This is a genomic window from Enterobacter sp. N18-03635, assembly GCF_004006055.1.
Taxonomy (GTDB): Bacteria; Pseudomonadota; Gammaproteobacteria; order Enterobacterales; family Enterobacteriaceae; genus Enterobacter; species Enterobacter vonholyi.
In genome coordinates this window covers 182,095-200,436 of the sequence record NZ_CP034769.1, presented here as the reverse complement: position 1 = coordinate 200,436, position 18,342 = coordinate 182,095, and the positions used below count along the sequence as shown (strand labels likewise).

At 56.1% G+C, this 18,342-nt stretch carries 17 protein-coding genes; 7 read left to right on the top strand and 10 right to left on the bottom strand.

Translation table 11 applies throughout. The features are described 5' to 3' along the window. The first annotated feature begins 58 nt into the window (after window positions 1–58). From ELK40_RS01660 to ghrB, 4 genes are all read left to right on the top strand, one after another. Window positions 59–808, top strand: a complete 750-nt coding sequence (locus ELK40_RS01660; protein WP_127729188.1) for a sugar phosphate isomerase/epimerase — start codon at window positions 59–61, stop codon at window positions 806–808. 3 nt (window positions 809–811) lie between these two features. Beyond that, window positions 812–1,750 carry a sugar kinase gene (locus ELK40_RS01655; protein ID WP_127729186.1) on the top strand — a complete coding sequence of 313 codons (939 nt, stop codon included), beginning with the start codon at window positions 812–814 and terminating at the stop codon, window positions 1,748–1,750. Between the two features lie 117 nt (window positions 1,751–1,867). Next, window positions 1,868–3,148: an MFS transporter gene (locus ELK40_RS01650; RefSeq protein ID WP_127729184.1), complete on the top strand. Its 1,281-nt coding sequence runs from the start codon at window positions 1,868–1,870 to the stop codon at window positions 3,146–3,148. Window positions 3,149–3,174: 26 nt separating this feature from the next. Further along, a complete protein-coding gene (gene ghrB / locus ELK40_RS01645; protein WP_115876665.1) occupies window positions 3,175–4,149 on the top strand; it encodes a glyoxylate/hydroxypyruvate reductase GhrB in 975 nt (324 codons plus the stop codon). Window positions 4,150–4,207: 58 nt separating this feature from the next. On the opposite strand, the gene cspA is transcribed toward ghrB, so the two are convergent. Both cspA and ELK40_RS01635 read right to left on the bottom strand, forming a co-directional pair. Beyond that, window positions 4,208–4,420, bottom strand: coding sequence for an RNA chaperone/antiterminator CspA (gene cspA / locus ELK40_RS01640; protein WP_003860775.1), 213 nt, complete (start codon window positions 4,418–4,420; stop codon window positions 4,208–4,210). A gap of 247 nt (window positions 4,421–4,667) precedes the next feature. Further along, on the bottom strand, window positions 4,668–5,378 hold the full coding sequence (locus ELK40_RS01635) for a DUF3053 domain-containing protein (RefSeq protein WP_014882044.1): 711 nt from the start codon (window positions 5,376–5,378) through the stop codon (window positions 4,668–4,670). Window positions 5,379–5,709: 331 nt separating this feature from the next. On the opposite strand from ELK40_RS01635, the gene ELK40_RS01630 reads away from it, so the two are divergent. Then, on the top strand, window positions 5,710–5,997 hold the full coding sequence (locus tag ELK40_RS01630) for an HTH-type transcriptional regulator (protein WP_111964342.1): 288 nt from the start codon (window positions 5,710–5,712) through the stop codon (window positions 5,995–5,997). A gap of 39 nt (window positions 5,998–6,036) precedes the next feature. On the opposite strand, the gene ELK40_RS01625 is transcribed toward ELK40_RS01630, so the two are convergent. From ELK40_RS01625 to ELK40_RS01610, 4 genes are all read right to left on the bottom strand, one after another. After that, window positions 6,037–7,656 (bottom strand): ABC-F family ATP-binding cassette domain-containing protein, encoded by a 1,620-nt coding sequence (locus tag ELK40_RS01625; RefSeq protein WP_127729182.1) that lies wholly within the window; start codon window positions 7,654–7,656, stop codon window positions 6,037–6,039. A 229-nt stretch (window positions 7,657–7,885) separates the two neighbouring features. Then, window positions 7,886–9,955 carry a glycine--tRNA ligase subunit beta gene (gene glyS, locus ELK40_RS01620; RefSeq protein WP_050871341.1) on the bottom strand — a complete coding sequence of 690 codons (2,070 nt, stop codon included), beginning with the start codon at window positions 9,953–9,955 and terminating at the stop codon, window positions 7,886–7,888. 9 nt (window positions 9,956–9,964) lie between these two features. After that, a complete protein-coding gene (gene glyQ, locus ELK40_RS01615) occupies window positions 9,965–10,876 on the bottom strand; it encodes a glycine--tRNA ligase subunit alpha (RefSeq protein ID WP_003860141.1) in 912 nt (303 codons plus the stop codon). A 160-nt stretch (window positions 10,877–11,036) separates the two neighbouring features. Next, window positions 11,037–11,342: a YsaB family lipoprotein gene (locus ELK40_RS01610; protein WP_127729180.1), complete on the bottom strand. Its 306-nt coding sequence runs from the start codon at window positions 11,340–11,342 to the stop codon at window positions 11,037–11,039. 182 nt (window positions 11,343–11,524) lie between these two features. Here ELK40_RS01610 and ELK40_RS01605 point away from each other — a divergent pair, with 182 nt between their 5' ends. Beyond that, window positions 11,525–12,520, top strand: coding sequence for an acyltransferase (locus tag ELK40_RS01605; protein ID WP_127729178.1), 996 nt, complete (start codon window positions 11,525–11,527; stop codon window positions 12,518–12,520). On the opposite strand, the gene ELK40_RS01600 is transcribed toward ELK40_RS01605, so the two are convergent. The 4 genes from ELK40_RS01600 to xylA form a co-directional block, all read right to left on the bottom strand. After that, window positions 12,513–13,433, bottom strand: a complete 921-nt coding sequence (locus tag ELK40_RS01600; protein ID WP_127729176.1) for a helix-turn-helix domain-containing protein — start codon at window positions 13,431–13,433, stop codon at window positions 12,513–12,515. The two genes, ELK40_RS01605 and ELK40_RS01600, sit on opposite strands and share 8 nt — an antisense overlap. After that, window positions 13,433–13,972, bottom strand: a complete 540-nt coding sequence (locus tag ELK40_RS01595) for a cysteine hydrolase family protein (protein WP_127729174.1) — start codon at window positions 13,970–13,972, stop codon at window positions 13,433–13,435. The genes ELK40_RS01600 and ELK40_RS01595 overlap by 1 nt, the downstream gene beginning before the upstream one ends. A gap of 103 nt (window positions 13,973–14,075) precedes the next feature. Then, a complete protein-coding gene (gene xylB / locus ELK40_RS01590) occupies window positions 14,076–15,530 on the bottom strand; it encodes a xylulokinase (protein ID WP_127729172.1) in 1,455 nt (484 codons plus the stop codon). Between the two features lie 61 nt (window positions 15,531–15,591). Continuing rightward, on the bottom strand, window positions 15,592–16,914 hold the full coding sequence (gene xylA, locus ELK40_RS01585) for a xylose isomerase (protein WP_127732712.1): 1,323 nt from the start codon (window positions 16,912–16,914) through the stop codon (window positions 15,592–15,594). A gap of 371 nt (window positions 16,915–17,285) precedes the next feature. Between xylA and xylF the strand changes: the two genes are divergently transcribed. After that, window positions 17,286–18,278 (top strand): D-xylose ABC transporter substrate-binding protein, encoded by a 993-nt coding sequence (xylF, locus tag ELK40_RS01575; protein ID WP_111964335.1) that lies wholly within the window; start codon window positions 17,286–17,288, stop codon window positions 18,276–18,278. The last annotated feature ends 64 nt before the right edge of the window (window positions 18,279–18,342 follow it).

Genomic DNA, 18,342 nt, shown 5'->3' with positions numbered 1-18,342 from the left:
CTTTGGAACCGGTTCCATCTAGCGTAATAGTATTGATATGTTGCGATGGAGTCCGAAGATGGGCAGGAAAATTATGGTGGTCACCGCCGCGTACGGTGCGGAACAGGTGCGACAGGCAGGCGGTCAGCGGGCGATGCTTCCCGTTATTGCAGGCGCAGGGGCAGACGGCGTGGAGATCCGCCGGGAACTGTTCAACAGCGAAGAGCTGCTGGCACTGCCTGCGCTGGGTGAATCCATTGAGCTGCTGGGCCTGCTGGCGTGCTACTCCGCCCCCGCCGCCCTGTTTATGCCCGACGGCAACCTCAACCCGGACCTGCCCCGCTATCTTTCTGAAGCCAACACCCTGAACGCCCTGTGGCTGAAGGTTTCCCTGGGCCATTTCCGCGACGCGCAGCCTCTTGACGACTTGCGTAGCCTGCTTAATGCAAGCGGTATGGCGCTGGTCGTGGAGAACGATCAGACCGACTGCGGGCAGCTCGCCCCCATGCAGCGCTTCCAGGCCGCCTGTCGGGAAATGGCTTTACCCGTCACGCTAACCTTCGACATGGGCAACTGGCTATGGGTTGGCGATTCCCCCGAAGAGGCCGCGCGTCATCTGGCCCCTGCGGTGAGCTATATCCACGTGAAGGCCGCCGTGCCGCACAAAGATAACTTCCGCGCCGTGGCGCCGGACCGCGCCGATGCGCGCTGGCTGGATCTGCTCGGCCAGCTGCCTGCCGATGCCCCGCGCGGTATCGAGTTCCCGCTGGAAGGGGCGGATTTAACCGCCGTTACCCGCCATTACGTCAACCTGCTGCGCGAGGAGTAAACCATGAACAAGACGCTGGATGTCATCACGATCGGCGAGGCCATGGCGATGTTTGTCGCCACCGAAACGGGCGAGCTGAGCGCGGTAGAGCACTTTATTAAACGCGTCGCAGGCGCTGAACTCAACGTCGCAACCGGCCTGGCGCGTCTTGGCCTGAACGTGGGCTGGGTCAGCCGCGTGGGGGATGACAGCTTTGGCCATTTCGTTCTCGATTCGCTGAAAAAAGAGGGGATTGATGCCGCAGGCGTCACCCTCGACGGACGCTTCCCTACCGGCTTTCAGCTTAAATCTAAGGTTGAAAATGGAACCGATCCCATCGTGGAGTATTTCCGTAAAGGATCGGCCGCAAGCCACCTGTCTGTCGCGGATTACCACGCAGATTACTTTGCCTCCGCGCGCCATCTGCACCTGAGCGGCGTGGCGGCCGCGCTGTCTGCCAGCTCGTATGAGCTGCTGGATCATGCGGCAGCCACCCTGAAAGCCCAGGGGAAAACCATATCGTTCGACCCCAACCTGCGCCCGGTGCTGTGGAAAAGCGAAGCGGAAATGGTGGAGAAACTGAACCGTCTGGCGTTCAGGGCGGACTGGGTTCTGCCAGGCCTGAAAGAAGGGATGATCCTCACCGGCGAAAGCACGCCGGAAGGCATTGCCGATTTCTATCTGAATAAAGGGGTAAAAGCGGTGGTGCTGAAAACCGGTGCTGATGGCGCATGGTTTAAAACGGCCGACGGCGAACAGGGCGCGGTCGCGGCGGTGAAGGTCGAGAACGTAGTCGACACCGTCGGCGCGGGCGACGGCTTTGCCGTGGGCGTGATTAGCGCACTGCTGGAAGGCAAAACGCTGCCGCAGGCCGTCGCGCGAGGCAACAAGATTGGCTCGCTGGCCATTCAGGTGCAGGGCGACAGCGAAGGATTACCAACGCGAGCACAGCTCGGCGTTTAAATTCCCTCTCCCTGTGGGAGAGGGCCAGGGTGAGGGCAGCAAGCCGCACCAAATAATTAAGCCACCGTGTACCCTACAGACAACGGCGGTAACAACCTCAACAACAGAGGCAAGCCTATGAACAGTTCGACCAATGCAGTAAAACGCTGGTGGTACATCATGCCAATCGTGTTTATCACGTACAGCCTGGCGTACCTTGACCGTGCCAACTTCAGCTTCGCGTCTGCGGCAGGGATCACAGAGGACCTTGGCATCACCAAAGGTATCTCCTCCCTGCTGGGTGCCCTTTTCTTCCTGGGCTACTTCTTCTTCCAGATCCCCGGCGCGATTTATGCGGAACGCCGCAGCGTGCGTAAGCTGATCTTCATCTGTCTGATCCTGTGGGGCGCCTGCGCGTCACTGACCGGCATGGTGAACAATATTCCTGCCCTGGCCGCCATTCGCTTTATCCTCGGCGTCGTTGAGGCGGCGGTTATGCCGGCGATGCTGATCTACATCAGCAACTGGTTTACCAAATCTGAACGCTCGCGCGCGAATACCTTCCTTATCCTCGGTAACCCGGTAACGGTACTGTGGATGTCAGTGGTGTCCGGCTACCTGATCCAGTCCTTCGGCTGGCGCGAAATGTTTATCATTGAAGGGGTGCCGGCGATTATCTGGGCCTTCTGCTGGTGGGTGCTGGTGAAAGATAAACCAGCCCAGGCGAAATGGCTTTCTGAAGATGAGAAAGCGGCGCTGCAGGCGCAGCTGGACAAAGAACAGCAGGGCCTGAAGGCGGTACGTAACTACGGCGAAGCCTTCCGCTCGCGTAACGTGCTCCTGCTCTGCGCGCAGTATTTTACCTGGAGCATTGGCGTGTACGGCTTTGTGCTGTGGCTGCCGTCCATTATCCGCAGCGGCGGCGAGAACCTCGGCATGGTCGAAGTAGGCTGGCTGTCATCCGTACCATATCTGGCGGCAACCATCGCCATGATCGTCGTCTCCTGGGCATCGGACAAGCTGCAGAACCGTAAATTGTTTGTCTGGCCGCTGCTGCTGATTGCTGCCTTCGCCTTTATTGGCTCCTGGGCCGTGGGCGCAAACCATTTCTGGGCCTCTTACACCCTGCTGGTGATTGCCGGTGCGGCCATGTACGCCCCTTACGGACCGTTCTTTGCCATCATCCCGGAGATGCTCCCGCGTAACGTTGCGGGTGGCGCAATGGCGTTAATTAACAGCATGGGTGCGCTGGGCTCGTTCTGCGGCTCCTGGTTCGTCGGCTACCTGAACGGTGCCACCGGCAGCCCGTCCGCATCGTACATCTTTATGGGGGTGGCGCTTTTCGCCTCCGTGTGGCTTACTCTGATTGTTAAGCCTGCTAATAATCAACAACACCCTGTCGGCGCTCGCCACGCCTGAATCCTTAAAAATCAACGGAGATTAGCATGAAGCCGTCCGTCATTTTGTATAAAGCACTGCCGGAAGATCTGCAGAAACGCCTTGAAGAACACTTCACCGTCACGCAGGTGAAGAACCTGAGCCCGGAAACCGTGGCACAGCACGCCGACGCGTTCGCCAGCGCCGAAGGCCTGCTGGGTTCAAGCGAGAAAGTGGATGTCGCCCTGCTGGAAAAAATGCCGAAGCTTCGTGCTACCTCAACCGTTTCCGTGGGTTACGACAACTTCGACGTGGATGCCCTTAACGCCCGCAAGATCCTGCTGATGCATACCCCACATGCCCTGACGGAAACCGTGGCCGATACGCTGATGGCGCTGATGCTCACCACGGCCCGTCGCGTGGTGGAAGTAGCTGAGCGCGTCAAAGCGGGCGAATGGACAAAAAGCATTGGTCCGGACTGGTTCGGCGTGGACGTTCACGGCAAGACGCTGGGCATTGTCGGTATGGGTCGTATCGGGCTGGCGCTGGCGCAGCGCGCGCATTTTGGTTTTAACATGCCGATTCTGTATAACGCGCGTCGCCATCACGGTGAAGCCGAAGAACGCTTCAACGCTCGTTACTGCGAGCTGGATACCCTGCTGCAGGAAGCCGATTTTGTCTGCCTGGTTCTGCCGCTCACGAACGAAACCCGTCATCTGATTGGCAAAGAGGCGTTTGAAAAAATGAAGACGTCAGCCATTTTCATCAACGCGGGTCGTGGTCCGGTGGTGGATGAGAAGGCGCTGATTGAGGCCCTTAAAAACGGTCAGATCCATGCAGCAGGTCTGGACGTGTTTGAGCAGGAGCCGCTGCCGGTGGATTCGCCGCTGCTTTCGCTGCCTAACGTGGTTGCCCTGCCCCACATCGGTTCAGCCACCCATGAGACGCGCTACAATATGGCGGCCACGGCGGTCGATAATCTAATTGCCGCCCTTAGCGGAAAGGTGGAGATAAACTGCGTGAACCCGCAGGTGCAACGGTAGAAACGAAAAAACCCGCCAGAAGGCGGGTTTTTAAATTCTTTGCTACTGGGTTGGAAGCTTACAGGCTTACAACGTTACCAGCTGCTGGGCCTTTAGCGCCGCTTTCGATGGTGAAGGACACTTTCTGACCTTCGTCCAGAGATTTGTAGCCATCGTTCTGGATAGCAGAGAAGTGTACGAACACGTCTTTAGAGCCATCGTCAGGAGTGATGAAGCCGAAACCTTTATCAGCGTTGAACCATTTTACCAGACCAGTCATTTTAGCAGACATAGAAATTACCTTATTAACAAATATATTGTGCCTTCCGGCTTGATGGATTGCGTTACAGATTTTTAAGCGATGAAGGAAGGGTCACTACGAAGGGTATCTATGGATAACAATCTGGACTGCTTTACTAAACTGCTTTAGGTCTGTGTAACAAACCGACGGGAATAGTTATACCGATGTGGTAGAGGAATGACAAGCGTTATTTTCGACAGGCATAAAAAAACCCCGCCAGAAGCGGGGGTTTTTCGGTTTATTCTGTGGCAGTGACTGCCGCACTCCAGGCCTGGCTAAAGGCCTGATGCTGGGAGGCCAGCGGCCCAATCAGCGTATTATACTGGCTTGCCTGCTGCGAGGTCGGGAACTGAATACCGTTGGCAACAAAGCTCACCTGCGTATCCTGCTGGGCGATAAAGTCACCCACCTGAACCAGTTGCTGCGTGAAGATTTGCGCAGCCGGAATCAGCGGTTGCAGCGCTTCAGAAGGCTTGGTCACCACTTTCTCATACACTTTGTCGAAGACCGGTTTAAGATCGTCACCTTGCTTGAGCGCAGAACGTGACGCGTCAGCCTGCATTTTCGCATTTTGCAACTGCTGGCTCAGCACGCCAAGCGCACCGTTGGACTGGCGCAGTGGTTCACGCTGCGTCACATAATCCTGTGGAACGCGGATGGCGTTCACGCTATCCACTACCGGGCGGATACCGGAATCCATCGCCTGGCTCACCTGCTGTGAATAACCATAAAGAATGGCGTAATCGGATACGAAGGGACCAAACTGTTTTTTCTGATCCGCAGTCAGCGTCGGCAACCGCTCGCCGCTGCGCATCACTGTATTCTGCAGAAAATCGATAAACGCTTTGCGCTGATCGCCTTCTTTATCAAAACACCCACTCAGGCTAACAACCATCAACAACGCCGCAATAGGCGCAAACCAGCGAGAGCAGGACTTTCCTGTCGCCATTTTATTACTCCTTTCACCCAAAAAAGCGCACACCGGCACACGCGTGCCCGACGCTGACAAGGATAGTCCAGGTCAGCCTTGCAAGATACTCTTTTCATGCAAAACGGCTATTGCCGATTTATTTCTTATCATTTACAAAAAAATACCTGGCGAAGCCGACCTATGACTAATCAGGGAATTAGCATAACTATCCATATTGCTGAATCGGATACAGCGATCGTTACCGCACAATTAATCACACCCGTGACGATCCTGGGTTGGTATTAGGGACTATTCTTAACTGGCTCTCTGATGTTCTTGATCACGATGTGAGATTTAAGAGGAGTCCTCAATGGAATATAAAGATCCTGAGTTTGAACTGCTGAGCAGTCTGGAACAGATCATTTTTAAAGATGTACCGCAGATGATTACCCTGCAACAAAAATCCAATCCCTTTACAGAATACGAGCAATTGCGCAAAGGGACAGGACTGAAAACCGAAGAATTCGCCAGAGCGATGGGTGTCAGCGTGGCTATGGTGCAGGAGTGGGAGTCAAAACGTGAGAAACCCACCCCAACCGAGTTACGGCTGATGCGCCTGATTCAGGCCAACCCTGCACTCAGCAAACAGATAGCGTAGTGAAGATTGAATGCCCCCGCCGTTGCGGGGGCTTGTGTTTTACAGGCTATCACAACGCCAACCCGCCTCTTCCCATACCAGCTCATGCGTTAACGCCAGGCCTCTTAAAAAAACCTCATCGTGTGATACCACCAGCAGAGCTCCAGGGAAACCGGCCAGCGCCGCTTCAATGGCCTGGACTGAAGCCAGATCCAGATGGTTGGTCGGTTCATCCAGCAGAAGAAGCTGCGTGGCCTCCGCACGCCACAGCGCGCAGGCCAGGGCAGCCTTAAGACGCTCGCCGCCGCTGAGCGCCGCCAATGGGAGCTTCACTTTGTCGGCCCCCAGTTGAAGCTGTGCTAAACGGGTTCGCAATACCCCCTCTTCCAGAGGGGTATGACTCAAATTGAGATGCGTCATGACCGACTGCGTGAGATCGAGTTGCGACAGATGCTGGTCGAGATAAGCACAGCTGACGGATACCTTACAGGCACCCGAACGGGGAGTAACCTCGCCGAGGATGGTTTTTAACAACGTCGATTTCCCACAGCCGTTCGGTCCCTTTAACGCCACGCGCATCGGTCCGTCCATACGCCATGTGATGGGTGGGACAGGCACATGCGGCAACACCAGATCCTCCAGAACCAGTACCTGTTTCCCTTCCGGGACCTGACTTCCCGGCAGGGTGAACATGACCGGGTTATCTTCTTCAACGCGTTCACGCGCCTTGTTTACCGCGGCGTTCAGGGCTTCATTTTGCTCGCTGTGCTGTTTTTTCCATGAGCCGATCCGCTCCTTTGCCGCGCCTTTGTATTTGACACGCTCAAACGATGCGATATTCAGGGTATCGACGGTGCGTAACGTCTTTGCCGACCGCCGCTGGCTGTCATCATGCTCTTTTTGCATGCGCGCGCGGGTGCGTTTGCGCTCGGTTGCCGCATGTTCCAGCGCCGCGCGGGCAGCCTGCTGTTCGGCATCGCGCTGGGCTTGATAATCCGCATAATTTCCGCCGTAGCTGCGCAGACCCGAGGCGCTCAGCTCAAGAATACGCGGCACCTGCTCCAGAAGTTCGCGGTCATGAGAGGCCACCAGCACGCCGCCCTGATAGCGACTCAACTGGTCGTAGAACCACGCCCGACCTTGTCGATCCAGATGGTTAGTCGGTTCGTCCAGCAGCATGAAATCCGCTTCAGCCGTAAACGCCCCGCACAGCAGGGCGCGGATGCGCTCGCCGCCGCTGAGTTCCTGGGCAGGCTTATCCGGATCAAACGCCGGGAGCTTCGCATTGATAAACGCCTCGCTCAGTCGCTCGGCTACATCCCAGTAGCCGTCGAGCAACGCCAGATCGTCAGGCTGGTAATCACCGCTGTCGATGCGCTTACGCGCAGTAAAAATCGCATCATATCCGAGAAGTTCAGCCAGCGTCGTCTGCGAAGAAATAACGTGCTGCTGCGCCACAAAGACATGCGAGCCAAAGCGTTCAATATGACCGGTAGCCGGTTCGTCCAGCCCCGCCAGCAGACGCAGCAGACGCGTTTTTCCGCTGCCGTTGCGGCCAACCAGCGCGCACAGAGAGGGTTCCAGCGTGAGATTCAGCGGGCCAAAAAGGGTATCGCCCGTCGGAAACTGGCAGGTAACCTGATGCAGAATAAAAGAAGGGGACTGCGCAAAATGAGCCATAAGCACTCCTGAATGAAATCAAAACATCCCCTGCCGACGCGGTGGCGTTTAGCAAGGATCGAAATTCATCAGTCGTGTTTGTTCATTTTTGGGGGGCACTCCAGCGCGAGTAAGTTAACGGGGATAAGGATAGCGGTAATGTGTTGACGGTTTCAAGGTTAAATTTTCAGCAACACACCATAAAAAAACCCGCCGAAGCGGGTTTTTAGCATTTGTCACAACGGGCACATTACTGCAGCAGCGAAATATCCGCTACGCGCAGGAACAGCTCACGCAGTTTTTCGAGCATAGAGAGACGGTTAATACGCAGCTCTTTATCTTCTACGTTCACCATCACTTTCTCGAAGAAGGCGTCAATGACGTCACGCAGCTCGGCCAGCTCCACCAGCGCTTCCTGGTAGCGACCTTCCGCGAAGACCGGCTCGAGCTTGTCGCGCAGCACCACAACCTGCATCGCCAGGGCGATCTCTTCCGGCTCTTTCAGCGTCGCGGCGTTCACACGCTCGTTCAGCGTCTCGTCGGATTTCGCCAGAATGTTGGATACACGCTTGTTGGCCGCCGCCAGAGCAGATGCCGCTTCCAGCGTACGGAAGTGGGAAACCGCCTTCATACGCGCATCGAAATCAGCCGGACGGGTCGGACGACGCGCCAGCACCGCCTGAATGGTGTCGACGGTGTAACCTTCATCCTGATACCAGGCGCGGAAACGACCGAGCATAAAGTCGATCACGTCATCCACCACGTTCGCGTTGGTCAGCTTGTCGCCGTACAGACGCACCGCTTCTTCGGTCAGGGTCTGCAGATCCAGGTTCAGGTTCTTCTCAACGATGATACGCAGCACGCCCAGCGCGGCACGACGCAGCGCAAACGGATCTTTGTCGCCTTTTGGATGCTGACCGATACCGAAGATACCCGCCAGGGTGTCCATCTTATCGGCGATCGCCACGGCACAGGCAACCGGGTTGGACGGCAGTTCGTCACCCGCAAAGCGCGGCTGATACTGCTCGTTCAGGGCCACGGCCACGTCTTCCGCTTCGCCATCGTGACGCGCGTAATGCATACCCATCACGCCCTGGGTGTCGGTAAATTCGAACACCATGTTGGTCATCAGGTCGCATTTAGACAGCAGGCCAGCACGCGTTGCGTGGTTGACGTCCGCACCGATTTCACGGGCAATCCAGCCGGACAGTTCCGCAATACGGTCGGTCTTGTCGCGCAGCGTCCCCAGCTGCTGCTGGAACAGTACGGTCTGCAGGCGCGGCAGGTTATCTTCCAGACGCTTTTTGCGGTCGGTGTTGAAGAAGAACTCGGCATCCGCCAGACGCGGACGCACTACTTTTTCGTTACCGGATATAATCTGGCTCGGATCTTTCGATTCGATGTTTGCCACGAAGATAAAGTTTGGCAGCAGCTTGCCGTCGTTGGCATAGACCGGGAAGTACTTCTGGTCACCCTTCATGGTGTACACCAGCGCTTCAGCCGGAACGGCCAGGAATTTCTCTTCAAACTTCGCGGTCAGCACAACCGGCCATTCCACCAGCGAGGTCACTTCTTCCAGCAGGCTGTCGCTCAGATCGGCTTTACCGCCAATCTTGCGCGCCGCGTCTTCCGCGTCCGCTTTGATTTTGGCTTTACGCTGTTCGTAGTCAGCAATGACCTTGCCGCGCTCCAGCAGGATCTGCGGGTACTGGTCGGCATTGTCGATGGTGAACTCTGGCTCGCCCATAAAGCGGTGGCCGCGGATCACGCGATCGGACGCCACGCCCAGAATGGTAGCCGGAATAACGGTGTCGCCCAGCAGCAGGGTCACGGTGTGAACCGGACGCACAAAGTGCACATCAGACGCGCCCCAGCGCATCAGCTTAGGAATAGGCAGCTTCGCCAGAGACGTGGCAATCATGTCCGGCAGCAGCGCTTCTGCGCTTTCACCTTTCACATGCGCACGGTACAACAGCCATTCGCCTTTATCCGTGGTCAGACGCTCGGCCTGATCGACGGTGATGCCGCAGCCGCGCGCCCAGCCTTCCGCCGCTTTGCTCGGCTTGCCTTCAGCGTCAAACGCCTGGGCAATCGCCGGGCCACGTTTTTCGACTTCGCGATCCGGCTGAGACGCAGCCAGATTTGCCACTTTCAGCGCCAGACGGCGCGGTGCAGCAAACCACTCAATTTTACCGTGCGCCAGGCCAGCGTTATCCAGCTCGGCGGTCACGTTCGCAGCAAAAGATTCAGCCAGGCTGCGCAGGGCTTTTGGTGGCAGCTCTTCGGTGCCGATTTCCACCAGGAAAGTTTTCTCAGACATGGCCGCCTCTTATTTGTTTCGGTTGCACATCGGGAAGCCAAGGGCTTCACGGGACGCGTAGTAAGCTTCTGCAACGGCTTTGGTCAGGGTACGAATACGCAGAATGTAGCGCTGACGTTCAGTCACGGAGATGGCTTTGCGGGCGTCCAGCAGGTTGAAGCTGTGGGCGGCCTTCAGAATACGCTCGTAGGCAGGCAGCGGCAGCGGAGTCTCCAGCGCCAGCAGCTGCTGCGCTTCTTTCTCGTACTGCTCGAAGCAGGTGAACAGGAAGTCCACGTCCGCGTATTCGAAGTTATAGGTGGATTGCTCCACTTCGTTCTGATGGAACACGTCGCCGTAGGTGGTTTTACCCAGCGGGCCGTCGCTCCAGACCAGGTCGTAAACGCTGTCTACGCCCTGAATGTACATCGCCAGACGTTCCAGACCGTAGGTGATTTCACCGGTGATCGGCTTACATTCCAGACCCCCCACCTGCTGGAAGTAAGTGAACTGGGTCACTTCCATACCGTTAAGCCACACTTCCCAACCCAGACCCCAGGCACCCAGCGTTGGGTTCTCCCAGTTATCTTCCACGAAACGGATGTCGTGGATGGTTGGATCCATACCCAGCTCTTTCAGCGACCCGAGGTACAGTTCCTGAATATTGTCGGGTGATGGCTTAATCACCACCTGGAACTGATAGTAATGCTGCAGACGGTTCGGGTTCTCACCGTAACGACCATCGGTCGGACGACGGGAAGGCTGCACATACGCGGTCGCCATTGGCTCTGGCCCCAACGCACGCAGACTGGTCATCGGGTGTGAAGTGCCGGCGCCGACTTCCATGTCCAAAGGTTGAACAATGGTACAGCCCTGACGAGCCCAGTAATCCTGTAAGGTCAGGATCAGGCCCTGGAAGGTCTTGGTATCAAACTTTTGCATAGTATTTCGTGCTGGATACGTGTGGTTTTAAATGGAAGGGACCAGTATACCCGCTGGCTGCAAGATATACAGTACGAAACGGGGTTGTTTAGGGAAAATTGGGAAATAAGCCTTCCGGCCAGAACGCTGACGGCGTCTGGCTGCTGATTATACGAGCAGGCTAGCGCATGGAGAGGTGTAAAAACTGACCGTCCGCATCAAACGAGCAGACAAAGCCCTCTTTACGCGCCGTATAGCCCTTGAGCTCGTAGCTGCCCTGAAAGCGCTCAAACCCGGTGACGTTGATGTTCTGCACGTCCGAGTTATAGCGGCGTGCGGCCTGGTCCTTGCAGAGTGACTCCATATTCAGCGAACGTTCCGGGCTCATTTTGCCCTGCTGGGCTTTTTGCACTGGTGCTTCTTGCGGCGCACTGCATCCCGCCAGGATCAACAGCAGAAAGAGTGACGCCACACGCTTCATCATCATTTTTATTACCGTCCCGGTCAGCGGCTGTTATTTTTAGTATCAACACTTTTATAGATTAAGGACTGCCATTCTGCGAATCTCGCGGTCTCCCGGCAAGCCTGCGCATAAAACTCAGAATTTTCCAAACGAAGACTTTTGGACAATGGGAGTCACACTCAATTTACAGGGAATACGAGGAACTGATGCCGTCAAAAATTAACTGGATTGATAACCTGCGAGGAATAGCGTGTCTGATGGTGGTCATGATCCACACGACGACCTGGTACGTCACGAATGCCCACAGCATCAGCCCCGTTAACTGGGATATCGCCAATATTCTCAACTCTGCGTCGCGCGTCAGCGTGCCGCTGTTCTTTATGATTTCCGGCTTTCTCTTTTTTGGCGAGCGCAGCGCGCAGCCGCGGCACTTCATCCGCATTGCGGCCTGCCTGGGGTTTTACAGCGCCGTTGCCCTGCTCTATATCACCCTGTTTACCTCAATAAACGCCGGACTATCGCTGAAATACGTGCTGCAAAAACCGGTGTTCTACCACCTGTGGTTCTTCTTCGCCATTATCGTTATCTATCTGGTCTCCCCGCTCATTCAGGTGAAAAACGTCAGCGGGAAAATGCTCCTGGCCCTGATGGTGGTGATTGGCATCATCGCCAACCCGAATACGGTTTCGCAGAAAATCGACGGGTTTGAGTGGCTGCCGGTGAACCTCTATATCAACGGCGATACCTTTTACTACGTGCTTTACGGCATGCTGGGGCGCGCCATCGGGATGATGGACACGCAAAAACGCGGTCTGAGCTGGCTCTGCGGGGCGCTGTTTATCGCTGGCGTGGCGGTGATTTCACGCGGGACGCTGCATGAGCTGCAGTGGCGCGGTAATTTTGCCGATACCTGGTATCTCTACTGCGGGCCGATGGTCTTTATCTGTGCCGTATCGCTGCTCACGCTCGCCAAAAACACCCTGAATGCGCGTCCCCTTCCCGTACTGAGCGTCATTTCACGACACTCTCTCGGGATTTACGGTTTTCACGCGCTGGTGATCCACGCGCTGCGCACGAGAGGCATTGAGCTAAAAAGCTGGCCGGTGCTGGATATGGTCTGGATTTTTGCCGCCACGTTGGCGATCAGCCTGCTGCTGTCGATGCTGCTGCAAAAAATAGACGTTCGCCGCTTCGTCAGCTAACGCTGCGCTGCCGCGCGCGATGGTACTGGCGCGGGGAGGAAAACCCTGCCGCCAGCGAAGCCTGCTCCACGCCGCGCCCCTGCAATAGCCACTGTTCCGCCACCGCCAGACGCAGCTGCTCCAGATAATCGCGAACGCTAATGCCTAAATGAGTCTGGAAAAGCCGGGTGAGATGGCGCGGGCTGACGTGCGCCAGCGCGGCGATGTCAGGCAAGCGCCACGCTTTTTGCGGCTCGGCGGTGAGCGCATCCTGCGCCCGATGGATCGCCGGATGAAGATGATTGCGGTAGCGCAGCCACGGGGATAGCTGGGGATCGTCACCGGAACGGCGGAACCAGACCACCATCTCACGCGCCACACTCAGCGCCTTTTCGGGACCGCACAGGCGGTTAATCATATGCAGCGCCAGATCGATGCCCGACGTGATCCCCGCGCTGGTCCAGATGTTCTCATCCTGCACAAATATGCGGTTTTCTTTAATCGTCGCCGAGGGGGCTGCGGTGCGTAAACGGCTGATAACGTCATGGTGGGTTGTACACTGCCGGTTGTTCAGCAAACCCGATTTCGCCGCCAGCAGCGCCCCTGAACAGACGCACATCACCGTGATATCCCGGCGCTGAATGGCCGGCTGCAGGCGCATCAGCCAGTGCTGTATCCGTAACGCCTGTGGTGTCGAAAACTGATAGCGGGAGTCGTTCACCCCCGGCAGCACCAGCAGGCTGCCTTCCGGGAGACGTTCCGGCAGCGGCTGAATGCCGCTCATCGTCAGGCCTATCGACGTCGGAACGTCCGGTTGCGGCCCAATGTAATGCAGACGAAACGCGTCGCCAGCCAGCACAAAGGTCTCTGCCGGGCCCGTCATATCTAATGACAGCACCCCGGGCAACATGACGAACCAGACGTCGATGCTCATTACAGTGACTCCAGCGTCTCCGCTACCGTTTTAATTTCGGCAAAACGCCCGGACAGTACCGTTTCGGTACGGTGGCGAATTTCCGCTGCGCTAAGGGTTATCCCTTTGTACGTCATGGGAAACGTCAGCGTCGCCTCGCTTACAAAGGTCACAGCATAACCCAGATCGGATGCCACCCGGGCGGTGGTTTCACAGCATTGTTCAGTGCGAATGCCGCAGATAATCAGCTGGTTGATATCACGCTCGCGCAGCCAGCGGTCAAGCCCGGTATCCGTGAAGGCATTATGGACGTGTTTCTGAAAAACCACATCCGGCTGATGACGTAAAAAGGCCATAGGTTTAACAAAGCCGCTTTGCAGCGTGAAGGGGCCGTCTTCATCTACATGGAAAATATCAACGACCGGAATATCGCGCGCCTGGCAGCCTTCAATCAGCCCCAGAATCGCCTGCTGAAAGGCAGGGATCTCGCTTTCCTGCCAGTAATTGCGGTGATGGAAGGACTGCTGAGTATCAATATTGATGAGTGCAATACGTGACATGATGAATCTCCTCGCCGGTGGGTGTGACACCATACTGGCAAGGAAAGGAAGGCACGCACAGACCAAAAAAGGACATCCTCGTGCCTCTCCCGGACAAGCATATTTACGACATCAGCGGCAGCAGCTGCTGGTAGATTTTACGGAATACCGCGCGCCTTTCCGCGTACCGCGCATGGTTCACCGCGTTCGGGAAATGCGCCTGCTCAAGGGTAAGCTGCGGCAGCAGTTGTGAAAGCGGTTTTTCCGGGTTCACAGCAATCTGCGCCAGACGCGCGGCGCCGAGCGCGGGGCCAACATCCCCTCCCGTGCGGAAATCCAGCTGCAACCCGCTGATATCCGACAGCATTTGTCGCCAGTAAGGGCTTCGCGCACCTCCTCCAATCAGGGTGACGCTCGTCGGTTTCAGGCCGCAGTCGTGCACCACGCCCATCCCGTCGGCCAGCGCATAGCCCACCCCTTCCAGAACTGCACGCGCCAGTTCTGCCGGACCATGCTGATGGGTTAAGCCAAAAAACACCCCTTTCGCTTCCGGGTTGTTGTGCGGCGTACGTTCGCCGGAAAGATACGGTAAAAACCAGACGGTACCGGCATTTTCATCCGCCTGCTGTGCTGCGGCAATCAACGCAGGAACATCGGCCATCCCGGTCAGCTTCGCCGCCCAGTCCAGGCAGGACGCAGCGCTCAGCATCACCGACATTAAATGCCATTTCCCAGGCAGCGCATGACAGAAACTGTGCACAGCGCTTTCAGGATTACTACGATACCCATCGCTGACGGCAAAATAGACGCCAGAGGTTCCAAGCGAAAGCATCGCCTGACCCGCCTCAACCATGCCGACGCCCACGGCCCCTGCGGCATTGTCACCACCCCCGGCAACCACCGGCACGGCAGACATATTCCAGCGTTCCGCAACGTCCGGCAGCAACATGCCTGTTACCTCGCTACCTTCGAACAGCGCGGGCATGTGTTCCCGGGTTAGATGGCAAGCATCCAGCATCGCCTCGCTCCAGTCGCGTTTCGCCACGTCGAGCCACATCGTGCCTGCAGCATCGGACATGTCGGAAGCAAAATCGCCCGTCATACGAAAGCGCAGATAGTCTTTCGGCAGCAGAACTTTCGCCACCTGACGGAAAATCTCCGGCTCGTGTCGCTGCACCCACAGCAGTTTGGGCGCAGTAAAGCCGGGCATCATCAGGTTGCCGGTAATTTCACGAGACGTGGGTACATGCGCCTCAAGAAGCGCGCACTCTTCCGCACAGCGGCCATCGTTCCAGAGAATGGCGGGTCGCAACACGCGATGCTCGCTGTCCAGCAGCGTAGCACCGTGCATTTGCCCGGCAATCCCCAGCGCTTTAACGTCGCGCAGGCTATGCTGCTCGCCTAAAGCTTTGATTGCACGATCCGTTGCCTGCCACCACTGCTCCGGGTCCTGTTCCGACCACAGCGGATGCGGACGTGAAACCTGCAGCTTTTCTGTCTGCATTGCTAACACCTCGCCCTGCTCGCTTAACAGGATGGCTTTCACACCCGATGTGCCCAGATCAATCCCGATATACATTGCGGTGACTCCTTTGACAGAAATGCCCGGTGGCGCTTCCGCGTACCGGGCCTGGATGCTGTTATTTATCGAACAGGTAGTGATTAACCAGATTTTCCAGCAGTTCCTGGTGCCCGCTCTGGTGCTGCGGCGCCAGCTGATGTTGTTCAGCGTACTTCGCGATGTCCGCAAGCGATAACTGCCCTTTCAAAATTTGCTGGCCCAGTTCACTGTTCCAGCCGCTGTAGCGCTTCGCCACGCGTTTATCCAGCTCGCCGTCTTCAATCATACGTGCCGCCACCTTCAGCGCCAGCGCCATGGTGTCCATCGCGCCAATGTGGCCGTAGAACAGATCGTATTTGTCGGTGCTCTGGCGACGCACTTTGGCGTCAAAGTTCAGGCCACCGGTGGTGAAACCGCCCGCTTTAACGATCTCGTACATCACCAGCGCATTCTCTTCCACGCTGTTCGGGAACTGATCGGTGTCCCAGCCCAGCTGCGCATCGCCACGGTTCGCATCGACAGAGCCGAAGATGCCCAGCGCAATCGCAGACGCGATCTCGTGGTGGAAAGAATGGCCCGCCAGCGTGGCGTGGTTGGCCTCAATGTTCACTTTGATCTCTTTTTCCAGACCGAACTGCTTCAGGAAGCCATACACCGTCGCCACGTCGTAGTCATACTGATGCTTCGTTGGTTCCTGCGGCTTCGGCTCAATCAACAGCGTGCCGCGGAAGCCAATTTTGTGCTTGTGGTCGACAACCATCTGCATAAAGCGGCCAATCTGCTCGCGCTCCTGACGCAGGTCGGTGTTGAGCAGGGTTTCATAGCCTTCACGGCCTCCCCACAGAACATAGTTTTCGCCGCCCAGCTGATGCGTGGCATTCATTGCCGTCACCACCTGCGTGGCCGCCCAGCTAAACACTTCCGGATCCGGGTTGGTTGCCGCACCCGCGCCGTAGCGTGGGTTAGTGAAGCAGTTTGCCGTGCCCCAGAGCAGCTTTACGCCGCTTTGCTGCTGTTTTGCTGCCAGTACATCCACCATCTGTGCAAAGTTGTTCAGATACTCTTTCAGCGATGCGCCTTCCGGCGACACGTCGACGTCATGGAAGCAGTAGTACGGCACGTTCAGTTTGTGGAAGAACTCAAACGCAACGTCGGCTTTGCGCTTTGCCAGTTCGATGGCCTCACCCGGCTGCTGCCATGGGCGATCAAAGGAGCCCACGCCGAACATATCGGCGCCATTCCAGCAGAAGGTATGCCAGTAACAGGCGGCAAAGCGCAGATGATCTTCCATGCGCTTACCCAGCACCAGCTCATCCGGGTTGTAGTGACGAAATGCTAAAGGATTGGTCGTTTTCGGGCCTTCGTAACGAACACGATCGAGTTGGTCGAAATAAGCTTGCATATTGAGCTCCATAATCAGGGTATGCGGCGAGTCGTTGATACAGGAGTAATAGTGAATAGACATTTTGGGTTGCTCAATTACGTTATTTCACACTGCTATTGAGAGAATGCACAACTGTGCGCTGGCTCGCAAAATAATGCGCAGACAAACTATTTTTCGGCGCATATTCCAGAATCAAATGTAATTAAGACGTTACGTATTTTAAAATCCGATCACGGTCATAAATTCAGAAATAAACCAAATATCATAATGCGAAGATAAAAATCTGTAATTGCCAGCCCGCCTTTCCGCGTTAAAAATTTGCTGCGTCCCAGCAGTGAATGTTTCTTTTATCTCAGCAACATATACCCCTACAAAAAGGCCTAATAATTATGAAGATAAAGAACCTGACTCTAACGCTCTGCACTACGCTCCTCCTTGCAAGCTTTGCAGGACATGCCAAAGAGGTCAAAATTGGCATGGCGATTGACGACCTGCGCCTGGAGCGCTGGCAAAAAGATCGCGATATTTTTGTTAAAAAAGCAGAATCCCTCGGCGCCAGCGTGTTTGTTCAGTCGGCTAACGGCAACGAAGAAACACAAATGTCGCAGATTGAGAATATGATTAACCGTGGCGTCGATGTGCTGGTCATTATCCCCTATAACGGCCAGGTATTAAGTAACGTGGTGAAAGAAGCCAAACAGGAAGGCATTAAAGTCCTGGCCTATGACCGCATGATTAATAATGCGGACATTGATTATTATATTTCGTTCGACAATGAAAAAGTCGGGGAATTACAGGCGCAAAGCCTGATCGACAAAGTGCCTCAGGGCAATTATTTCCTGATGGGCGGCTCGCCGGTGGATAACAACGCCAAGCTGTTCCGCGAAGGGCAAATGAAAGTCCTTAAGCCGTACATCGACAACGGGAAAATTAAAGTGGTCGGCGATCAGTGGGCCGACGGCTGGCTGCCAGAAAACGCGCTGAAGATTATGGAAAACGCGCTGACGGCCAACAACAACAAAATTGATGCGGTTGTGGCCTCCAACGATGCCACCGCAGGCGGTGCTATCCAGGCCCTGAGTGCACAGGGGCTGGCAGGTAAAGTCGCCATTTCAGGACAGGATGCCGATCTGGCTGGCGTAAAACGCATCATCGCAGGCACCCAAACCATGACGGTCTACAAACCGATTACCGAGCTTGCCAATACGGCGGCGGAAATCGCCGTGGAACTGGGCAATGGCAAGCAGCCTAAAGCAGACGCAACGCTAAATAACGGGCTGAAAGACGTTCCGGCTCGCCTGCTCACCCCTATTGAAGTCAATAAAGAGAACATTGACGCCACCGTCATTAAAGACGGCTTCCACAAGAAGAGCGAACTGTAATCCGGCGCGTCCCCTGCTTTGCGGGGGCGCATCACGTTGTACTGTTCTTCCCTCGGGTTATGTG